Origin of the sequence: Bacteroides sp. AM32-11AC (genome assembly GCF_003603515.1) — a bacterium.
In the GTDB taxonomy this organism is placed as follows: domain Bacteria; phylum Bacteroidota; class Bacteroidia; order Bacteroidales; family Bacteroidaceae; genus Bacteroides; species Bacteroides uniformis.
Window position 1 is genome coordinate 16,866 of record NZ_QTNH01000011.1, and the last position, 19,668, is coordinate 36,533.

At 47.7% G+C, this 19,668-nt stretch carries 15 protein-coding genes and 9 tRNA genes; 7 read left to right on the forward strand and 17 right to left on the reverse strand.

The features are described 5' to 3' along the window. Positions 1 to 14 precede the first annotated feature (14 nt). Entirely contained in the window at positions 15 to 3,122 is a 3,108-nt protein-coding gene (locus tag DW800_RS12825) for a SusC/RagA family TonB-linked outer membrane protein (protein WP_016272659.1), read from the reverse strand. 125 nt (positions 3,123 to 3,247) lie between these two features. On the opposite strand from DW800_RS12825, the gene DW800_RS12830 reads away from it, so the two are divergent. Further along, positions 3,248 to 3,856 (forward strand): YqgE/AlgH family protein, encoded by a 609-nt coding sequence (locus DW800_RS12830; protein ID WP_016272660.1) that lies wholly within the window; start codon positions 3,248 to 3,250, stop codon positions 3,854 to 3,856. Here DW800_RS12830 and DW800_RS12835 read toward each other — a convergent pair. Genes DW800_RS12835 through recR form a run of 3 tightly spaced genes read right to left on the reverse strand, consistent with a single transcriptional unit; the run spans position 3,849 to position 5,523 of the window. Further along, the gene (locus DW800_RS12835; protein WP_016272661.1) at positions 3,849 to 4,385 is read right to left on the reverse strand and encodes a GNAT family N-acetyltransferase; all 537 of its coding nucleotides are present in this window, start codon (positions 4,383 to 4,385) and stop codon (positions 3,849 to 3,851) included. The two genes, DW800_RS12830 and DW800_RS12835, sit on opposite strands and share 8 nt — an antisense overlap. A 13-nt stretch (positions 4,386 to 4,398) precedes the next feature. After that, complete coding sequence (locus DW800_RS12840; protein ID WP_016272662.1) at positions 4,399 to 4,857, reverse strand: hypothetical protein; 459 nt, start codon at positions 4,855 to 4,857, stop codon at positions 4,399 to 4,401. A gap of 48 nt (positions 4,858 to 4,905) precedes the next feature. Then, positions 4,906 to 5,523, reverse strand: coding sequence for a recombination mediator RecR (gene recR / locus DW800_RS12845; RefSeq protein WP_035448317.1), 618 nt, complete (start codon positions 5,521 to 5,523; stop codon positions 4,906 to 4,908). Between the two features lie 175 nt (positions 5,524 to 5,698). Here recR and yihA point away from each other — a divergent pair, with 175 nt between their 5' ends. Continuing rightward, positions 5,699 to 6,307, forward strand: coding sequence for a ribosome biogenesis GTP-binding protein YihA/YsxC (gene yihA / locus DW800_RS12850; RefSeq protein ID WP_005836522.1), 609 nt, complete (start codon positions 5,699 to 5,701; stop codon positions 6,305 to 6,307). Positions 6,308 to 6,318: 11 nt separating this feature from the next. Beyond that, the gene (locus DW800_RS12855) at positions 6,319 to 6,915 is read left to right on the forward strand and encodes a DUF4923 family protein (RefSeq protein ID WP_016272664.1); all 597 of its coding nucleotides are present in this window, start codon (positions 6,319 to 6,321) and stop codon (positions 6,913 to 6,915) included. Between the two features lie 72 nt (positions 6,916 to 6,987). On the opposite strand, the gene DW800_RS12860 is transcribed toward DW800_RS12855, so the two are convergent. The 11 genes from DW800_RS12860 to DW800_RS12915 form a co-directional block, all read right to left on the reverse strand. Next, a tRNA-Gly gene (locus tag DW800_RS12860) sits at positions 6,988 to 7,060 on the reverse strand. A 32-nt stretch (positions 7,061 to 7,092) separates the two neighbouring features. Beyond that, positions 7,093 to 7,174: transfer RNA gene (locus DW800_RS12865), tRNA-Leu, on the reverse strand. Positions 7,175 to 7,201: 27 nt separating this feature from the next. Continuing rightward, a tRNA-Gly gene (locus DW800_RS12870) sits at positions 7,202 to 7,274 on the reverse strand. A gap of 14 nt (positions 7,275 to 7,288) precedes the next feature. Beyond that, positions 7,289 to 7,372 (reverse strand) — tRNA-Leu (locus DW800_RS12875). A 40-nt stretch (positions 7,373 to 7,412) separates the two neighbouring features. Continuing rightward, a tRNA-Leu gene (locus DW800_RS12880) sits at positions 7,413 to 7,497 on the reverse strand. Positions 7,498 to 7,524: 27 nt separating this feature from the next. Further along, a tRNA-Gly gene (locus DW800_RS12885) sits at positions 7,525 to 7,597 on the reverse strand. Positions 7,598 to 7,611: 14 nt separating this feature from the next. Continuing rightward, positions 7,612 to 7,695 (reverse strand) — tRNA-Leu (locus DW800_RS12890). A gap of 40 nt (positions 7,696 to 7,735) precedes the next feature. Further along, positions 7,736 to 7,820: transfer RNA gene (locus DW800_RS12895), tRNA-Leu, on the reverse strand. A 28-nt stretch (positions 7,821 to 7,848) separates the two neighbouring features. Further along, a tRNA-Gly gene (locus tag DW800_RS12900) sits at positions 7,849 to 7,921 on the reverse strand. A gap of 111 nt (positions 7,922 to 8,032) precedes the next feature. Beyond that, positions 8,033 to 9,178 (reverse strand): carboxynorspermidine decarboxylase, encoded by a 1,146-nt coding sequence (nspC, locus tag DW800_RS12910; protein ID WP_035448315.1) that lies wholly within the window; start codon positions 9,176 to 9,178, stop codon positions 8,033 to 8,035. Between the two features lie 201 nt (positions 9,179 to 9,379). Then, positions 9,380 to 11,734 carry an ATP-dependent helicase gene (locus DW800_RS12915; protein ID WP_117703948.1) on the reverse strand — a complete coding sequence of 785 codons (2,355 nt, stop codon included), beginning with the start codon at positions 11,732 to 11,734 and terminating at the stop codon, positions 9,380 to 9,382. A gap of 144 nt (positions 11,735 to 11,878) precedes the next feature. Between DW800_RS12915 and DW800_RS12920 the strand changes: the two genes are divergently transcribed. Both DW800_RS12920 and DW800_RS12925 read left to right on the forward strand, forming a co-directional pair. Further along, positions 11,879 to 12,499 (forward strand): superoxide dismutase, encoded by a 621-nt coding sequence (locus DW800_RS12920; RefSeq protein WP_005828364.1) that lies wholly within the window; start codon positions 11,879 to 11,881, stop codon positions 12,497 to 12,499. Positions 12,500 to 12,665: 166 nt separating this feature from the next. After that, positions 12,666 to 13,274, forward strand: coding sequence for a thiamine phosphate synthase (locus DW800_RS12925; RefSeq protein WP_035448311.1), 609 nt, complete (start codon positions 12,666 to 12,668; stop codon positions 13,272 to 13,274). A 19-nt stretch (positions 13,275 to 13,293) separates the two neighbouring features. Here the strand turns inward: DW800_RS12925 and DW800_RS12930 are convergent, their stop codons facing one another. Both DW800_RS12930 and ppdK read right to left on the reverse strand, forming a co-directional pair. Continuing rightward, positions 13,294 to 14,178, reverse strand: a complete 885-nt coding sequence (locus tag DW800_RS12930; protein ID WP_005828359.1) for a sensor histidine kinase — start codon at positions 14,176 to 14,178, stop codon at positions 13,294 to 13,296. A 167-nt stretch (positions 14,179 to 14,345) separates the two neighbouring features. Further along, entirely contained in the window at positions 14,346 to 17,066 is a 2,721-nt protein-coding gene (ppdK, locus tag DW800_RS12935) for a pyruvate, phosphate dikinase (RefSeq protein WP_005828357.1), read from the reverse strand. A gap of 203 nt (positions 17,067 to 17,269) precedes the next feature. On the opposite strand from ppdK, the gene rlmD reads away from it, so the two are divergent. Further along, positions 17,270 to 18,691, forward strand: coding sequence for a 23S rRNA (uracil(1939)-C(5))-methyltransferase RlmD (gene rlmD, locus DW800_RS12940; RefSeq protein ID WP_117703949.1), 1,422 nt, complete (start codon positions 17,270 to 17,272; stop codon positions 18,689 to 18,691). Positions 18,692 to 18,751: 60 nt separating this feature from the next. Then, entirely contained in the window at positions 18,752 to 19,663 is a 912-nt protein-coding gene (locus DW800_RS12945; protein WP_005828353.1) for an RluA family pseudouridine synthase, read from the forward strand. The last annotated feature ends 5 nt before the right edge of the window (positions 19,664 to 19,668 follow it).

Here is a 19,668-nt window from a genome sequence, read left to right on the forward strand (position 1 = left end):
TCTCCCTCCCCCTCTTAAAATTCACACTTCAAAGAAAATCCCCAACTACGCGTGGTAGGCATACCGTAGACTTCAATTCCCTGGTTATCGTTGCCCGTAGAGAGTACCAGGTCAGGGTCGAAAGGCGCCTTTTTGTAGAAGAAGAACAAGTTGCGTCCCGAAAAGGACAGTTGTGCCCGCTTGAGGACTTTGGTCTTTTCCATCCAGGCAGCAGGCAGTTGGTAGCCCACGGACAGCTCACGCAGCCTGATGTTCGTGGCATCATACATATAATATTCCGTCACCCCGGCCCGTCCGCCTACAACATTCTTATAAAATCCTTTCACATTATCTATCCGGTTACCTTCAAGCATTACATAACCTTTGTCCCTGGCCCGGGCCGTGACTTCAGAAACGCCATACATATCCATATCCGCCTGCGTCTGGGACAAAATATCGCCTCCAAAGCGACAATCCACCAGAAAATAGAAAGAAAAATTCTTGTAAGACAGCATATGATTCCAGCCCAGCATCAGTTTTGGATTGGCATTGCCCACTTTCACCGTATTGCCATCACCTTCCACCAAAGGCATGCCGGTATTGTCTCCTTCCGTGCCGTAAACGATATTGCCCGCATCGTCACGTACAAAAGCTTTTCCGTAGATGTCACCGATAGAGCCCCCTTTCACCAATTTCATGGCATAACTGGACGAGAAGCTGGTAGGACCGTAAAGAAACTCCTTCAGCGCTTCGTGCAGTGAAATTATCTTGTTGCGGTTGGTGGAGAAGTTCACCTCTGTTTTCCACTTGAAATGGTTTGTCAGCAAAGGAACGGCATCCAATGAAATCTCCCACCCCACATTCTGTATATCACCCGCATTGACATAACGGTAGGCATATTTATCGCCCGACAGAGTAGGAAGCTTGAAGAACTGGTTCCGGGTATTCGTCTTATAGAAAGTGGCATTCAAACCAATGCGGTTCTTTAAAAAACGCGCTTCTATACCCGCCTCAAAGGAGTGCGTCATCTCCGGTTCCATATCCTTGAACGGCGCGGCATCACTTGCCAGGAACTCTCCGCCCGCCGTGATATGCGAGGAAGGATTTGTGATGAACATGGGAATATCATTGCCCACCATGCTGTATGCCCCCCTTATCTTTGCCAGTGACACCCATTGGGGTAAAGTCATCAGCTTATTGAATATCAGCGAAAATCCCACGGAGGGATAGAAGAACCCGCTTTTCTCATGAGATGTATAAGCCAGCGTGGAAGACCAGTCATTACGGGCCGACAAATCAAGATAGACAAACTCGTTGTAGCCCAGTTGTGCCGTCGCAAACAAGGACTGCAATTGGCGCCGCGCATCAATCTTCTGGTCCAGCCCGGCAGAACCATTCATGATGATATTGGCCAGATTGAACACATTGGCATATTTCAGCGAAGCTGTTTTAGAGTCATAGCGGGTGGAGTTCACAGTCTTGTCATTGATACTGACACCGAGCGCCGCGTTGAGAGAGAATGCATCCCACTGCTTTTTCATCATCAGTATGGCGTCTCCGTAATATTGGGTTTCCTGATAGTCCATCTCGATATAACGCCCATTGGCTCCCGCCAACGCCGGAGCGGTAGAGGCATAGAACTGCTGGCGCACCTTGTCGTTAATATAGTCTACATTGCCACGGGCCTGCAGGCTTAACCAATCGTTTATCTTCAGATTGGCGGATAAGGAGACTATGACATGCATGCGGTTCTCCTTGCTCAATATGCGATTGGTAATCCAGTAGGGATTCTGCTCAAAATCCTCGTAGGAGGTATGCCAATTCTGTATGCTCAAGTTTCTACCCTCATCATAAACCTCGAAGTTCTCCTTATAATAAGCAATATCCTCACCCCGTGGAAAACGGTAGAGCCCCACCAAAGGATTCATGTAGAAACCACCCACGGTAGGCTTGTTCTTCACCACCTGGCGCATCAGGTTCATACTGCCATCTAACTTCAGACGGGAATTCAATAGAACGGAAGTCTCTCTGAAAGTGAGGTTGTGCTTCGAAAGGTTATGTTTCCCAATGATGCCATGCCCCGTAGTATTAGCATAGGAGAAATAGTTCTGCAACTTCTCATTGCCGTGACTCAAGGAGATGGAAGTTATGGAGGTGACACCAGTAGAGAAGAAGTCTCTCAGATTATCGTATTCGGGAAGGTTTGCCCGTTCTCCCCAACTGTCCACACCGTCACTTACTCCATAGCGGTTCTGCATCTTGGGTAGCGCAAAAGCATTGTCGAACATTAGGCTCGTCGAGAAAGAAACACTGCGCTGCCCGTGCGACTGCCCCTTCTTTGTAGTAATCAGTATCACCCCATTGGCAGCCTGGCTACCATACAAAGCTGCCGCGGGAGCTCCTTTCAGGATACTGATACTCTCTATATCTTCAGGATTCAGATTGGAAATGCCGTCTCCTCCGTCACGGTTGCCGGCATTGGCCGTTCCGCCTATGGCAGAGTATGCTTGCTCGGAAGTGGAGTTCAGAATGGGAACACCGTCTATCACATACAGCGGTTGGTTGTCACTCGCCACCGAACGGATTCCACGGATACTGACTTTGGCTGAGGCTCCCAGACCGGAAGAAACCTGATTGACACGCACACCTGCCGACTTGCCGGTCAACGAAGTAATTAAGTTGGGCATTTTTACTCGCGTCAACTCCTCGTTTTTTATTAAATCTGTGGCGTAAGAAAGAGAATTTTCTTTCTTTTCGATACCCAAAGCGGTAACAATAACGTTATCCAGCTCTATCATATCTTCTCTTAGTGTGATATGAAAGGTCGAATGTCCTTCCACCTCAATATCCTGGGACATGTAGCCGATAAACGAAACACGAAGCACTGCATTATCGGCAACCACCAGAGTGAATTTTCCTTCCGAATCCGCTATCGCACCATTGGCAGTTTCTTTCTCTTGAATAGTGGCACCGGCCAACGGAAACCCGCTTTCATCCAGCACACGGCCACTTATCGTCACTTTAGAAAGCTGTATTTCAGAATGTCCCGGACGCTGCATACGCTCCATAAAATCCTCCGGGCAATCCGTCCATCCTATAGAAAACAGCCCTAAAATTAACGTATATAATGTAGTATATTTCATTGCATTAAATTGCCAATTACTTGCAAACTTAAGTATTTTCTCCGAATAAAAAAAGCCATAAAATCTGAGAAAAGAAACTTTTAAAATGAAAAACAGCGAAGAACTTTGGTTTATTGTGGAATATTATGTATATTAGGGGCATGTATAGCAATATAAATCTATTCAAGATAGAAACAAACCATGTGGTTCCTGCCCAGGGAAAGGTCTTGATTTCCGAACCCTTTTTGTGTGACCATATGTTTGGACGATCCGTCATTCTACTGGTGGACCATACACATGACGGCACAATGGGACTGGTTCTGAACAAACCGCTCCCCCTATTCTTGAATGATGTGCTGAAAGACTTCGACTGCCCGGAAAGTATACCTATCTATAAAGGAGGACCACTCAGCACAGATACATTGTTCTATCTGCACACGCTCGAGGGTATTACCGGAGCGCTGTCCATCGGCAAAGGCTTCTACCTGAACGGTGACTTTGAAGCCATTAAAAACTACATCATGCAGGGAAATCCCGTTCAAGGCAGAATCAGATTCTTCTTGGGATACTCCGGCTGGGAGTACGAACAACTGGGCCGGGAAATTGAAGAAAACACCTGGCTGGTAGGCAAAGAAAACATCAGTTCGCTAATGAACGAGGCGGCCAGCGGCACACTCTGGAAGAAGGCATTGTGCAAGCTGGGAGCAAAATATGAAATATGGTCGCGTTTCCCTCAGATTCCAACGCTCAATTAGTGCTTCGGAGAAGTTGCAACAGCACGACATCCTTATAGCATCCTCCTACGCGCCACCACTCCTTCAAAAGCCCGCAACGCACAAAACCGCAGGATTCAAAAAGGCGGATACTTGCCTCATTATCCACCGAGATATGGACTATCAACTGTTTCAGATACAAGAAACTGAAAACATAGTCGCACAGCAAACGCAGCGCTTCCTTGGCATAACCATTGCCCTGATACTCCTTCCGTATGGCAATGCCCACCTCTCCCCGGGCATGCATGGGAGAAAACTCTGTAATATCGATGGTACCTATCAGCGCATCATCCTCTGCACGTACAATCATCATACGCAGCTGGCGGTCGGCAAACATATCGCATTCGGAATTCTCAATATATTGTTTCAAGACAAATCTGGAATAGGGTACGGTGAAGTTCGTCACATCCCAAGTCTGGGAATCATTCTCCATAGCATACATCACTTCCAGGTCTTCCGGCTCCATAGCACGGAGACGCACCCTTTCACTGCAGAAATAAGATTTATTCATATCTTCCAGTCGGTTACATTTCTTCTTCTTTATTGATATGCAGTTCTTTACGCAGGCGTCCCTCACCCGGTAGGCAGAACAGAGAAGCCGTCAGTCCTATCAGTGCACACAGTGCACCCGTACTGCTCAACATGATATAATAGGTGAAAAAGCCTGCAAGCACCGGTATGGCAAGCAATGCCAGCCGCACGCCACTCCACAGCGCATAGAGGCGGAGGGCTTCGGGAAGCGTCACTACATCTATTTTCCGGATTAATACCCATGAAAAGAGTTTCAAGGCTATGGGTACGCAAGAGGCAGCCAGCAGAATGGTTACCGTCTCAGCCATATAGGTGACACGTACATCTCCGGCATACATACCTACCCATCCGCCTCCGGTTTCTCCAAGTAGAACGAGCAGGATGGGAAGCATCCAGAAATAGGCAAAAGTTGTTCGGACACGCGCTGCGGTCTTCTTTATTTGTTCTTCCATTTAGTAAATTGATAGTGGATAATGAATAATTGATAATGGCCCAAACAATCAGGCAGTTCCGGAAAATGGAGTGCGGTTCACAATACTGCGTCCCAGAGTCACTTCATCCGTATACTCCAATTCGTCGCCGATGGAAATGCCACGGGCTATGACAGAGAGCTTCACGCCCAGTTTTTCCAGCTTGCGGTAGATATAAAAGTTGGTGGTATCTCCCTCCATCGTCGTGCTCAGCGCAAGAATCACTTCATTGATGCCGCCGGCGGCTACCCGCTGCACAAGGCTTTCTATCTGCAAGTCTCCGGGGCCAATGCCATCCATCGGCGAGATGACACCTCCCAGCACGTGATACAAACCACGGAACTGTTGTGTGGCTTCCACAGCCATCACATCGCGGATGTTCTCTACCACACAAACCACAGAAGCGTCCCGTTGCGGACTGGAACAGATGCGGCACGTCTCCGTATCTGATATATTATGGCATACCTTGCAATATTTCACTTCATGCTTCAGCGTCACGATGGCATTGCCGAACGCTTCCACCACTGCCGTATCCTGGCGGAGCAGGTGAAGAACCAGCCTCATAGCCGTCTTGCGTCCCACTCCGGGCAACTTGGCAAACTCATTTACCGCCTTCTCCAATAATGTAGAGGGAAACTGTCCATTCATACTTAAAATTCTCCTATTGGCCACAAAGATAGTGCAAACCGAATGCAGAATAAAATGAACGAGTTCATTTTTTATGCTGAGGTACAGCCTATCTTCGCTTTCTGGGCAAAGATAGTACAAACTTATGAAATTAGTGCTACCTTTGCCACACGTAAAACCCCAAAAAGGCAACAAAATGGATATTACAAACGCTGAATTCGTCATCAGTAACACAGACGTGCGGAAATGCCCCACTGGTACATTTCCCGAATATGCTTTCATCGGACGCTCCAACGTAGGAAAATCCAGTCTCATCAATATGCTGACCGGGAGAAAAGGGCTTGCCATGACCTCTGCCACACCGGGAAAGACCATGCTCATCAACCATTTCCTCATCAACAAGAGCTGGTACATTGTAGACCTTCCGGGATACGGCTATGCCAAACGGGGACAGAAAGGGCAGGAACAAATCAAACGTATTATAGAAAGTTATATACTGCAACGCGAACAGATGACTTGTCTGTTTGTTCTTATAGATAGCCGGCTGGCTCCCCAAGCCATCGACCTCGAGTTTACGGAATGGCTGGGCGAGAACGGCGTACCCTTTGCCATCGTCTTCACAAAGGCCGACAAACTGAAAGGCGGCAGACTGAACACCCACATCAACGAATACCTGGAACAGTTGAAGGAACAGTGGGAAGAGCTGCCTCCCTACTTCATCACCTCTTCTGAAAACCGCATGGGACGGAAAGAGCTGCTGGACTATATCGAAAGTATCAACAAAAGCCTGAATAGCAAACAATAGACATAAGTAAAATGAAAAGATTAGTTTTTTGGCAACTGTTTGTTGCCGCACTACTGCTGACCGGCAATAGTCACGCACAATCCATCAAGGATTTGTTCAACAAAGAAAATATAGAGAAGGCGGTAAATGCCGTGACCGGCAAGTCAACAGCGGATATGACCGGCACTTGGTCGTATACCGGCTCCGCCATTGAATTCGAATCGGACAACCTGCTGCAGAAAGCCGGCGGTGCCGTTGCCACCACAGCCGCAGAAAAGAAACTGGACGAACAGCTTGCCAAAGTAGGCATCAAAGCCGGGCAAATGTCATTCACATTCAACGCCGACAGCACATTCAGCGCCAAAGTAGGGCAAAAGAGCATGAAGGGAAGCTACTCCTACAATGCATCCACCCAAAAGGTCAACTTGAAATTCGCCAAGCTGATAGGTATGAATGCCAAGGTCAACGCTACCTCCACAACTATGGACCTGCTGTTCGAATCGGACAAGCTACTGAAACTGATAACCTTCCTCTCCAGCAAAAGCAGCAACTCCACTCTGAAGAGTATCGGCTCGCTGGCCAACAGCTACGACGGAATGATGCTCGGATTCTCATTACAGAAACTGTAACAACAACTTCCATACAACAAAAAAATCCCGCAAGCACCGAACAATGCTTGCGGGATTTTTTTATCTGAAAAGAGCGGAAAACGAGACTCGAACTCGCGACCCTAACCTTGGCAAGGTTATGCTCTACCAACTGAGCTATTTCCGCATGGGATGACTCTCCTTTTTTGAGGAGTAAAGTGCCCAGAACAGGACTCGAACCTGCATGCCTCTCGACACACGCACCTGAAACGTGCGCGTCTACCAATTCCGCCACCTGGGCATAAGTCATCTTCAATACATCTGAAAGAGCGGAAAACGAGACTCGAACTCGCGACCCTAACCTTGGCAAGGTTATGCTCTACCAACTGAGCTATTTCCGCAATGTATAAAAGCGTGAAGAGAAGGAGACTCGAACTCCCACGACATAATTGTCACTACCCCCTCAAAGTAGCGCGTCTACCAATTCCGCCACCTCTCCAACTTACTTTCAACAATTCAAAGAACCGACTGCTTTACCTTGGTGCCCAGAACAGGACTCGAACCTGCATGCCTCTCGACACACGCACCTGAAACGTGCGCGTCTACCAATTCCGCCACCTGGGCATAAGTCATCTTCAATACATCTGAAAGAGCGGAAAACGAGACTCGAACTCGCGACCCTAACCTTGGCAAGGTTATGCTCTACCAACTGAGCTATTTCCGCAATGTATAAAAGCGTGAAGAGAAGGAGACTCGAACTCCCACGACATAATTGTCACTACCCCCTCAAAGTAGCGCGTCTACCAATTCCGCCACCTCTCCAACTTACTTTCAACAATTCAAAGAACCGACTGCTTTACCTTGGTGCCCAGAACAGGACTCGAACCTGCATGCCTCTCGACACACGCACCTGAAACGTGCGCGTCTACCAATTCCGCCACCTGGGCATAGGTAATTGCAATCTAAACTGCGTTGAGCGGAAAACGAGACTCGAACTCGCGACCCTAACCTTGGCAAGGTTATGCTCTACCAACTGAGCTATTTCCGCGATTGCGGATGCAAAGGTAGATATTTTCCTTAAACCTGCAAACATTCCGCAGACTTTTTTCACACAGAAAAGTGTACATTTTCGCCAGGCATACAAGCAGACTTTTGATTATCAACTCATTCGCCCACGATAATCTTCATAAGAAAATTGCTTGAAAACTTCAGCTTTTCCTTCTTTTGTCCACATTGCAATGGCCGGATGGTGAATTCCATTGAACATATTCGTCTTTACAGTGGTGTAATGTATCATGTCCTCAAAGACGATTCTCTCCCCTATCTGCAGCTCATGGTCGAAACTCCACAGTCCCATATAGTCGCCGCTCAAGCAGGAGTTTCCTCCAAGGCGATAGACGTAAGGGCCCGCATCGCCCATCTCCGCTCCACGCACTGCAGGCTGATAGGGCATCTCCAGACAATCCGGCATGTGGCACGTAAAGCTAACGTTGAGAATGGCGGTACGAATGCCGCGATTTTCCACGATGTCCACTATCTCCGAGCTCAGCACACCGGTCTGCCAAGTAAAAGCGGAACCGGGCTCAAGAATGATTTGAAGATGTGGATAGCGCCCCTTCAAGCCCTGCAACAGACGGACAAGATGCTCTACATCATAATCCTTACGCGTCATCAGATGCCCGCCTCCTAAATTCAACCACTTAATCTGTGAGAACCAGCGGGAGAATTTTCCTTCCAAGTGCTCCAATGTGTGTTCCAGCTCGTAGGAAGAAGACTCGCAGTGACAATGACAGTGAAAACCTTCAATACCCGCCGGAAGTTCTTCGGGAAGCTGGTCGGCCATTACACCGAAGCGGGTACCGGGTGCGCAGGGATTATAAAGCTCCGTTTCCACCTCAGAGTATTCAGGATTGATACGGATACCGCAGGAAATGCCGCTTCCCTCCGCCACCACTACCGGATAAAAGCGGTGGAACTGCGAAAGCGAATTGAAAGTAATATGGCTGCTGCACCGCATTATCTCCGGAAAATCGGCCTCGGTATAGGCAGGCGAGTACGTATGTGCCTTACTTCCGAACTCCTCCAATGCCAGACGGGCTTCGTAGACAGAACTTGCCGTAGAGTGGTCTATATACTCCCTGAAAATGGGAAAGGAACGCCACATGGCAAATGATTTGAAAGCGAGGATTATCTCCACACCTGCGCGGTCGGCCACACTTTTTATCAGTGCGAGGTTCTTTCTCAGCAATCCTTCTTCCATAATATAGCAGGGAGAAGGGAAAAGGGAAAAGTCTTTATTTGTCATTTTATATATATTTTTTTTACCATTTATGATTCCATCCTAATAAACACGCCACAAGGGGTTGACAAGCCCTCTCCAACGATTTAGTAAATCTTCTCCGAAGTTTTACTAAATCGTCCTCCTCATTTTAGTAATTCTCCGGGGAATATTTAGTAAAACAGATGCCGCCCTTCTGCAAAGTCATTCTTTTGTAAACAATATTCATCACCCTATAACTTTGAAACGCGCGAAGCGCAGCAAAAGTTGTTTGTCTCCCGCATTCTTGAAGCGGATGGTGGCTTTCGCATTGTCTCCTTCGCCCTCCACTTTCAAAACTTCACCCAGGCCGAAACGTTCGTGCTCTATCAGTTGTCCCTGCTGTACACGGTTGGCAGACGCGCCGGCAGAAGGCGATGTACTTGCCGTATTTGCAGAAGGCGCCACCCGTTTCAGGTTACGTGGAACGGTCGGCGCAATAATCTGCTGCTTCGGCCGTACAGACACACGCTCTTTTCCTCCATACGGAGCATCTTCCTTATCAGGCGCAAAGCCTCTGGCGTTCTCCCTGCGGAAAACGGCAGCTTCCTCCTCTACCCTGCGGAACATTCCCGCATCCTGAGGCAGGCGCAGGAACCGTACGTCTATATCCTTCAGAAAACGGCTGGGACTGCCAAACTCCATCTTGCCGTACCGGAAACGCGTCTTTGCATACGATAGGAAACAGTGTTCTTCGGCACGTGTGATGGCTACATAGAACAGCCGCCGTTCTTCCTCCAATGCCCGGGGAGAGTCACCCACCATGCTGCTGGGAAAAAGATTCTCCTCCATCCCCACTACAAACACATTCTTGAACTCCAATCCCTTGGCCGAATGTACAGTCATCAGGGTTATCTTCTCATCGTCCCCATCCTTATCCGAATCCTGGTCGGTAAGAAGGGAAACTTCCGAAAGGAAGTCACCCAACAACACGTTAGGGTTTCCTTCCTCCTGCCGTTGGGCGCAAAAATCACTCATACCGTTCACCAGCTCCTCTATATTCTCCTTACGGCTCAGATTCTCGGGAGAGCTGTCTTGACACACATCATTGATGATGCCCGATTGGCGAATAATGTCAGCACCAATCTCGTAGGCATTCTTCTCCGCAACATCTGTGATAAAGGCAGATATAAGTTCGCGGAATGCCTGCAACTTTCCCACCGTACCTTTATTGAAGTTCAAGCCATACGCCAACGGCTCACAAAGCACGGTCCACAAACTGACATTGTGCCCGGTGGCGGCAGCAATGATTTTTCCCACTGTCGTATCTCCGATACCCCGTGCAGGATAATTGATAATACGTTTGAAAGCCTCTTCATCATTGGGATTCACTATCAGACGGAAGTAAGCGATAACATCTTTGATTTCCTTGCGTTGATAGAACGACAAACCTCCGTAAATACGGTAAGGCATACTGCGTTTGCGCATGGCTTCCTCAAAAATACGGCTCTGCGCATTGGTACGGTAGAGTATCGCAAAATCAGAGTAGGCATAGCGCTTTTCACGCCGCAGTTCAGCTATCTTATTCACCACAATATCCCCTTCTTCCACGTCACTGTATGCCTGGTACACACCGATGGCCTCTCCCTTCTCCTTTTCTGAGAACACTTCCTTGCGTATCTGCCACTGGTTCTTTTCTATCAGGCTGTTGGCCGCGCGGACAATGGTCTGGGTGGAACGGTAATTCTGCTCCAGCTTGAAGACCTTCGTATCGGGATATACTTTCGTAAAGTAGAGAATATTGTCAATATCAGCACCACGGAAGGAGTAGATACTCTGTGCATCATCCCCCACCACACAGACATGCTGATGGTTCTTGGCAAGTTGCAGCACAATGCTGTGCTGTGCAAAATTGGTATCCTGATACTCATCTACCAGAATGTAACGGAACTGGTCCTGATAACGCGCCAACACCTCGGGGTGGTCCCGGAACAGCAGGAATGTGTAGAACAGCAAATCGTCGAAGTCCATCGCATCTGCCTGCCGGCAACGCTCCCAATATCTCTGGTAGATGTCGCGAAGCGCCGGAACCTTGGCTGCACGGTCTCCTTCGTAAGCCTCCTTGTTGTTGGCATAGCCTGCCGGAGAAACCAGATGATTCTTGGCATTCGAGATACGCGCCTGCACCATCCCCGGCTTGTACACTTTCTCATCCAGCCCCATTTCCTTGATAATGGAACGTATCAAGCTTTTACTGTCTGCCGTATCGTAAATGGTAAACTGCGAAGTGAAGCCGATATGCCCGGCCTCGACATGCAGAATGCGCAGGAACATGGAGTGAAAGGTTCCCATCCACAGATGGCGCGCCCTCTCCGGCCCCACCTGACGGGCTATACGCTCCTTCATTTCGCGCGCCGCCTTGTTGGTAAAGGTCAATGCCAGAATGTTCCAAGGCTGGTAGCCATTCTCCAGCAGATAAGCAATCTTGTAGGTCAGCACGCGCGTCTTTCCCGAACCGGCACCGGCTATCACCAGTGACGGACCGTCATTGTATAACACCGCGTTCCGTTGTCCTTCGTTCAGTTCCTCTATATAATCGGGCATATCCGTATAATCTTAAAATGATGATATTTTTTCTTCCTTTGTTTTTACGGAGGCAAAGATAAAAAAAGCTTCGGAGACGTACGAACATTTCTATAGGTTATAGTGTTTATATAGTAAAGTTCCAAAATTAAATAATTGAAACTTATGAATACAATATTAACGATTTTAATGATAACAGTTATGACTTACGAAATGCCAAAACTTCCCTACACCAACAATGCACTGGAACCTGTAATCAGTCAGCAAACCATAGATTACCACTACGGTAAACATCTGCAAACCTACGTGAACAACCTCAACAACCTCGTTCCGGGAACGGAATTTGAAGGCAAAGACCTGGTAACCATTGTTGCCACAGCACCGGACGGTGCCATCTTCAACAATGCAGGACAAGTGTTGAACCACACATTATACTTCTTACAGTTTGCTCCGAAGCCTGCCCACAGCGAGCCTACCGGCAAGCTGGCAGAAGCCATCAAACGCGACTTCGGCAGCTTTGAGAATTTCAAGAAGGAATTCAACGCGGCAGCTGTCGGCTTGTTCGGCTCCGGATGGGCTTGGTTGTCTGCCGACAAGAACGGCAAACTCCACATCACCAAAGAAGCCAACGGTAGCAATCCGGTACGCGCCGGTCTTGTTCCGCTACTCGGATTCGACGTGTGGGAACATGCCTACTATCTTGATTACCAGAACCGCCGTGCCGACCATGTGAACGAACTGTGGAGCATCATCGACTGGGATGTAGTAGGTAAAAGACTGAAATAAGCAACAAGGTCCCACTAAACATGTTAATGACGCATTCTTGAGCAACTAAGGTTCAAGAATGCGTTTTCTTGTTTAAAATAGCCATCTAACATATTTTAAAGAAATTCTTTGGCTTCTACCATAAGTATTCATTAACTTTGCTAAACTTAAAAGTTAAACAAAAGAAATGAAACTCATCGTAGTAACAGCACCCACATTTTTTGTGGAAGAAGACAAGATTATCACGGCACTATTCGAAGAGGGGCTGGATATTCTACATCTGAGGAAGCCGGAAACTCCCGCCATGTATTCAGAACGGCTTTTAACGCTGATACCCGCAAAATACCATAAGCGCATCATTACCCATGAGCACTTCTACCTGCAGGAAGAGTTCAGCCTGATGGGGATTCATCTAAACACCCGCAATCCCAAAGAGCCCCATGACTATTCGGGTCACATCAGTTGCACCTGCCATTCACTGGACGAAGTGCAGAACAAGAAGCATTTCTATGACTATCTGTTCCTAAGCCCGATATATAATTGCATCACAAAGTCCGGAGTCACGTCCGGCTTCACAGCCGAAGAGTTGCGGCAAGCAGGAAAAAGTAAGGTCATAGACAGTAGAGTCATGGCTTTGGGAGGCATTACTCCCGACAACATACTGGAGATTAAGGATTACGGATTCGGTGGTGCCGTTGTAATGGGTGACTTATGGAATAAATTCAATGCCTGCACCGACCGCGATTATCTGGAAGTAATCCGCCACTTCAAGAAGTTGAAGAAAATGGCTGATTGAGCCTTCTTGGACTGGCAAATCAAAATTTACCGTACTCTTTGTATTCAATACCGGCAGGCAACGTGAAATAGAAGGTGGAGCCTTCCCCTTTCTTAGACTCCACACCGATACCTCCCCCATAGTGCTCCACAATAGATTTGGTGATGGAAAGCCCCAACCCCGTACCTTTGATATTGTAGTTCATCTTCACAAACCGTTCAAAGATGGCATGTCTTCCCACTTCATCGATACCACAGCCTGTATCTGCCACATAAAAATAGAAGTTATGGTTGCTCAATCTCCTGCAACCGATTTTCACACTGCCCATCTCCGTAAACTTCAAGGCGTTCCTCACCAAGTTACCTATGACTTGGGCAAAACGCACGCGGTCTACCACCAAACGGCATTGAGGCAGCCGTTCTACAAACTCCACCTGAATGCCCGTGGGATGCGAGCGCATATTCTCCGTCGTACAGACTTCATCAATCAGCGCGTTTACATCCACTTCTCCATCGTTATATTCCAGAGTATTTGCCTCAATCTTCGAATAGTCCAGCAAGTCATTGACCAGTTGCAGCAGCGAGTCCTTGTTATCATTAATCTCCTTCAGAAAAGCCATACGGGTTTCTCTGTCCAAATTATCCATTTCGGCAAGCATAGTTGTAAAGCCTACAATGGCATTCAAAGGAGTACGAATTTCGTGAGTCATATTAGCGATGAAAGCATTCTTCAGCTGGTTGGATTCTTCGGCAACCTCATTGATGCGCTGCAACGTCTTCAACCTTTTGCTCTTGCTGATGGAAATGATTATCATGATGACCAAAAGCAGAATGACAATTATCCCAAAACTATATACCAATGCTTCATTATTCTGATAGAAGTCATTCGTCCAAACATCGTATGCTGCCGTAATTGTCAATATCATCGTTTTTTGCTTGCTTATTGGAAACTATAAAATTATGGGAAGCAAATATACTAAAGAAAATACAAATAAATTAATAGAAACTACAGTTTTTTCCAACAAAATAGGCCGCATGCCATTACCAAGTAAAGCATGCAGCCCATAAATGTCATTATTCAGTATTATTGAAATCAGCCTTCAATGGCAGCCTGCGCCGCAGCCAGACGTGCAATAGGCACACGGAACGGAGAACAGCTGACATAATTCAAGCCAACTTTGTGGCAGAACTTCACAGAAGAAGGCTCACCGCCATGTTCGCCGCAGATACCGCACTTCAAATCCGGACGGATAGCACGTCCCTTTTCAGTAGCCATGCGCACCAACTGTCCTACACCATTCTGGTCGAGTACCTGGAACGGGTCTACTTTCAGAATCTTCTTCTCCAGATAAATCGGGAGGAAGGAAGCGATATCGTCGCGTGAATAACCAAATGTCATCTGAGTCAAGTCGTTCGTACCGAATGAGAAGAACTCGGCAGAGGAAGCAATGCGGTCGGCAGTCAAGGCGGCACGCGGAATCTCAATCATTGTACCTACCTTGAAGTCGATGCTGTCACCCACTTCTTCAAACAACTGGGCAGCCTCAGCACGAATCACTTCTTCCTGCTGCTTGAACTCATACAAGATACCGGTCAGAGGCACCATGATTTCAGGATGGGTTTCAACACCTTCCTTCTTCAATTCCAAAGCAGCACCCAGGATGGCACGCGTCTGCATCTGTGTAATTTCAGGATATGTATTTCCCAAACGGCAACCACGATGACCCAACATCGGATTATGCTCACAAAGTGCCTCAACACGTTGCTGGATATACTGGAGGCTCACGCCCATCGTATCTGCCATTTCCTGCTGTCCCTTCAGGTCATGGGGAACAAACTCATGCAAAGGAGGATCAAGCAGACGCACCGTCACCGGACAGCCTTCCATTGCCTTGAAAATTCCCTTGAAGTCAGCTTGCTGGTAGGGAAGAATCTTAGCCAAAGCCTTGCGGCGCCCTTCTGCATTTTCTGCCAGAATCATCTCGCGCATGGCTTTAATCTTCTCGCCTTCAAAGAACATGTGTTCCGTACGGCAAAGACCGATACCCACAGCGCCAAAATTACGTGCTACTGCGGCATCATGAGGAGTATCCGCATTGGTACGAACCTGCAGCTTCGTATATTTGTCTGCCAAATCCATCAGTTCCGCAAAGTCACCGGACAGCTCAGCCGCTTTTGTCTCCACCTTGTCTTTATATACTTCACCGGTGCTTCCGTTCAAGGAGATATAGTCACCTTCTTTCAACAGTACACCATCCACTTCCACTGTACGCGCCTTGTAGTCGATGTTCAAGGCACCTGCACCGGACACACAGCACTTACCCATACCACGGGCAACCACTGCCGCATGCGAAGTCATACCACCGCGGGCAGTCAGGATACCTTCGGCAACTGCCATACCTGCCAAATCTTCCGGAGAAGTCTCGATACGTACCATCACCACACGCTTGCCGGCAGCATGCCATTCGGCAGCATCATCGGCAAAGAATACGATTTGTCCCGTAGCGGCACCCGGAGAAGCGGGAAGACCACGGGTCAATACCTTGGCTTGCTTCAGCGCTGTCTTGTCAAATACCGGGTGGAGCAATTCGTCCAACTTATTGGGCTCGCAACGCATCAATGCGGTTTTTTCGTCAATCATACCTTGATGCAGCAAATCTACGGCAATCTTCACCATAGCGGCACCGGTACGCTTACCATTACGGGTCTGGAGAAACCAGAGTTTACCCTCTTGTACGGTAAACTCCATATCCTGCATATCACGGTAGTGGTTTTCGAGCTTCGTCTGCAAAGCATCCAATTCTTTATAGATTTCCGGCATAGCCTCCTCCATGGAAGGATACTTGCTGGCACGTTCTTCTTCGCTTACACCGGCCAATTCAGCCCAACGTTGAGAACCGATTTTTGTAATCTGTTGCGGAGTACGGATACCGGCAACCACGTCTTCGCCTTGTGCATTAATCAAATACTCACCGTTGAAAAGGTCTTCACCGGTAGCAGCATCGCGGCTGAAGCAAACACCCGTAGCAGAGCTCTCGCCCATATTACCGAATACCATAGCCTGAACGCTTACGGCAGTACCCCATTCGTCAGGAATTCCCTCCATCTTACGATACAAGATGGCGCGTTCGTTCATCCAGGAGTTGAATACGGCACAAACGGCACCCCACAACTGCTCGTAGGCACAAGTCGGGAAGTCTTTTCCGGTTTGTTCTTTCACCGCAGCCTTGAACTTCTTCACGAGTTCCTTAAGGTCTTCCACCTCAAGCTCGTTATCCAGCTTCACGCCTTTAGCATGTTTCACATCTTCTATAATAGCCTCGAACGGGTCTACATCTTCCTTGTTCACCGGCTTCATACCCAGCACCACGTCGCCATACATCTGCACGAAACGACGGTAAGAGTCCCATGCAAAGCGTGCATTGCCCGTCTTACGCGTCAGGCCTTCCACCACTTCGTCATTCAAGCCAAGATTCAGGATAGTGTCCATCATGCCCGGCATGGAAGCGCGTGCACCCGAACGAACGGAAACCAGCAACGGATTCTCCACATCACCGAATTTGGAACGCATCAGCGTCTCCACATGGGCAATGGCCTGTTCAACTTCGTTCTTCAACAGAGCAACGACTTTATCCTGCCCCATTTCATAATATTCCGTACAAACTTCTGTCGTTATTGTAAAGCCCGGAGGAACCGGAACCCCTATAAGGTTCATTTCTGCAAGGTTAGCACCTTTCCCACCCAAAAGGTTTCTCATATCGGCCTTTCCTTCTGCCTGGCCGTTACCAAAGGTATAAACTCTTTTTTTGTCCATAATATAAATTTAAAGTTTTTGATAGTGATTTCTCTTTTCTGTTCGCAAATCTAAGTATATTTCGCAGACTAGAAAACTTTTTCAGAAAAAACTTTATGCTAAAATGCAATTTCGACATTGCAATCTTTAATATTTCATTTCATAGAGAGAAATCCCGAAAAAATGTCTATTTTTGCCGAAGAATTTATTAGATTGGTGTAAAAGTGGCAAGAAAGAGAAAAGAACTTCCCCTACTGGAGAAGGTGACAATTACGGATGTGGCTGCCGAAGGAAAAGCCATCGCAAAAGTCAATGATTTGGTGATTTTCGTACCATATGTCGTCCCCGGCGATGTAGTTGACCTGCAAATTAAGAGAAAAAAGCATCATTATGCTGAAGCCGAGGCTGTGAAATTCCATGAATATTCGGCAGTACGGGCAGTTCCATTCTGCCAACATTATGGTGTATGCGGCGGTTGTAAATGGCAGGTTCTCCCCTATTCCGAGCAAATCAAGTATAAGCAAAAACAAGTAACGGACAACCTCACCCGCATCGGCAAAATCGAATTGCCGGAAATCTCTCCGATATTAGGTTCAGAAAAAACTCAGTTCTACCGGAATAAACTGGAGTACACTTTTTCCAACAAACGTTGGCTGACGACAGAAGAGGTTCAGCAGAATGTAGTGTACGAACAGATGAATGCCGTAGGCTTCCATATTCCCAATGCTTTCGATAAAGTGCTTGCCATAGAAAAGTGCTGGTTGCAGGACGATATATCCAACCGCATCCGCAATGCGGTACGCGACTATGCCTACCAGCACAACTATTCCTTCATCAACCTGCGTACGCATGAAGGAATGCTACGCAATATGATTGTGCGTACCTCTACCACCGGCGAACTGATGGTAATCCTCATCTGCAAGATAGAGAAAGAGGAGGAAATGGCTCTGTTCAAGCAAATGCTGCAATACATAGCAGATACATTCCCCGAAATCACTTCCCTGCTATACATTATTAATAATAAGTGCAACGATACCATCACCGACCTCGAGGTACACACCTTCAAGGGAAAAGACCACATCTTCGAGGAAATGGAGGGACTGCGCTTCAAGGTAGGTCCCAAATCTTTCTATCAGACCAACTCCGAACAAGCCTACAACCTCTACAAAGTAGCGCGCAACTTTGCCGGACTGACCGGTAACGAGCTTGTTTATGACCTTTATACCGGCACGGGTACCATTGCCAATTTCGTATCCAAGTACGCACGCCAGGTAATCGGCATAGAATATGTGCCCGAAGCCATTGAAGACGCCAAGGTCAATGCCGAGATTAACGGAATTAAAAATACATTGTTCTTTGCCGGAGATATGAAAGACATGCTGACACAAGACTTCATCAACCAATACGGCCGTCCCGATGTCATCATCACCGACCCTCCCCGTGCCGGAATGCACCAGGATGTAGTGGATGTCATTCTGTTTGCCGAACCCAAACGCATCGTATACGTCAGCTGTAATCCGGCTACGCAGGCGCGCGACCTGCAACTGCTCGATGCGAAATATAAAGTGAAGGCCGTTCAACCGGTAGACATGTTCCCGCACACCCACCATGTGGAAAACGTAGTATTATTGGAATTAAAAGATTGAAAGTCCAAGTAGTTTTCAATCGTAAATTGTAAATTGTCTAATCGTAAATTAAAACCAGTCGTGGCAAAAGAAAAAATTACAGCAAGAGCCCGCACACAATATACGGACTATATGGTGAAGGAACCGATGGAGCTCATGGAGTTTCTGGCAGCTAAAATGCCGGACGCCAGCCGCACCAAGCTGAAATCATTGCTGAGCAAACGCATTATATATGTGGACAGCGTTATCACTACACAATACAATTTTCCCCTGAAACCGGGTATGAAAGTACAAATCAGCCGTGAGAAGGGACGTAAAGAGTTCAACCATAAACTGATGAAGATTGTATACGAGGATGCCTATATCATCGTGATAGAGAAGATGCAGGGTTTGCTGTCCGTCAACACTGACCGGCAAAAGGAACGTACCGCCTATACCATCTTGAATGAATACGTGCAACGCTCGGGCAAGCAGCACCGTGTACACATCGTGCACCGCCTGGACCGTGACACCTCCGGCTTGATGATGTTTGCCAAAGACGAGAAGACCCAACGTACACTACGCGATAACTGGCATGGCATTGTAACAGACCGGCGATACGTAGCCGTAGTGGTCGGCGAGATGGAAAAAGATGCAGGAACCGTGGTTTCTTGGTTGACAGACCGTAAGCTGTATGTATACTCCAGCCCGACAGATGACGGGGGACAAGAATCCATTACGCATTACCGTACCATCAAACGAGCCAATGGATACTCTCTCGTTGAACTGAACCTGGAAACGGGACGAAAAAACCAGATACGTGTACACATGCAGGATTTGGGGCATCCCATTATCGGCGACGGACGCTATGGACTGGAAGACGTAAATCCTATCGGACGCTTGGCCCTGCATGCTTTCAAACTCTGTTTCTATCATCCCGTCACGGGAGAGCTGATGCGGTTTGAAACACCTTATCCGGGAGAGTTCAAGAAGCTGGTCTTGAAGAATAAGTAGAAGAT

What these genes read in the sequence shown, in the direction of transcription:
- DW800_RS12825 (WP_016272659.1), bottom strand. Translation starts at nt 3,122, where the DNA reads ATGAAATATACTACATTATATACGTTAATTTTAGGGCTGTTTTCTATA.
- DW800_RS12830 (WP_016272660.1), top strand. Translation starts at nt 3,248, where the DNA reads ATGTATATTAGGGGCATGTATAGCAATATAAATCTATTCAAGATAGAA.
- DW800_RS12835 (WP_016272661.1), bottom strand. Translation starts at nt 4,385, where the DNA reads ATGAATAAATCTTATTTCTGCAGTGAAAGGGTGCGTCTCCGTGCTATG.
- DW800_RS12840 (WP_016272662.1), bottom strand. Translation starts at nt 4,857, where the DNA reads ATGGAAGAACAAATAAAGAAGACCGCAGCGCGTGTCCGAACAACTTTT.
- recR (WP_035448317.1), bottom strand. Translation starts at nt 5,523, where the DNA reads ATGAATGGACAGTTTCCCTCTACATTATTGGAGAAGGCGGTAAATGAG.
- yihA (WP_005836522.1), top strand. Translation starts at nt 5,699, where the DNA reads ATGGATATTACAAACGCTGAATTCGTCATCAGTAACACAGACGTGCGG.
- DW800_RS12855 (WP_016272664.1), top strand. Translation starts at nt 6,319, where the DNA reads ATGAAAAGATTAGTTTTTTGGCAACTGTTTGTTGCCGCACTACTGCTG.
- nspC (WP_035448315.1), bottom strand. Translation starts at nt 9,178, where the DNA reads ATGACAAATAAAGACTTTTCCCTTTTCCCTTCTCCCTGCTATATTATG.
- DW800_RS12915 (WP_117703948.1), bottom strand. Translation starts at nt 11,734, where the DNA reads ATGCCCGATTATATAGAGGAACTGAACGAAGGACAACGGAACGCGGTG.
- DW800_RS12920 (WP_005828364.1), top strand. Translation starts at nt 11,879, where the DNA reads ATGAATACAATATTAACGATTTTAATGATAACAGTTATGACTTACGAA.
- DW800_RS12925 (WP_035448311.1), top strand. Translation starts at nt 12,666, where the DNA reads ATGAAACTCATCGTAGTAACAGCACCCACATTTTTTGTGGAAGAAGAC.
- DW800_RS12930 (WP_005828359.1), bottom strand. Translation starts at nt 14,178, where the DNA reads ATGATATTGACAATTACGGCAGCATACGATGTTTGGACGAATGACTTC.
- ppdK (WP_005828357.1), bottom strand. Translation starts at nt 17,066, where the DNA reads ATGGACAAAAAAAGAGTTTATACCTTTGGTAACGGCCAGGCAGAAGGA.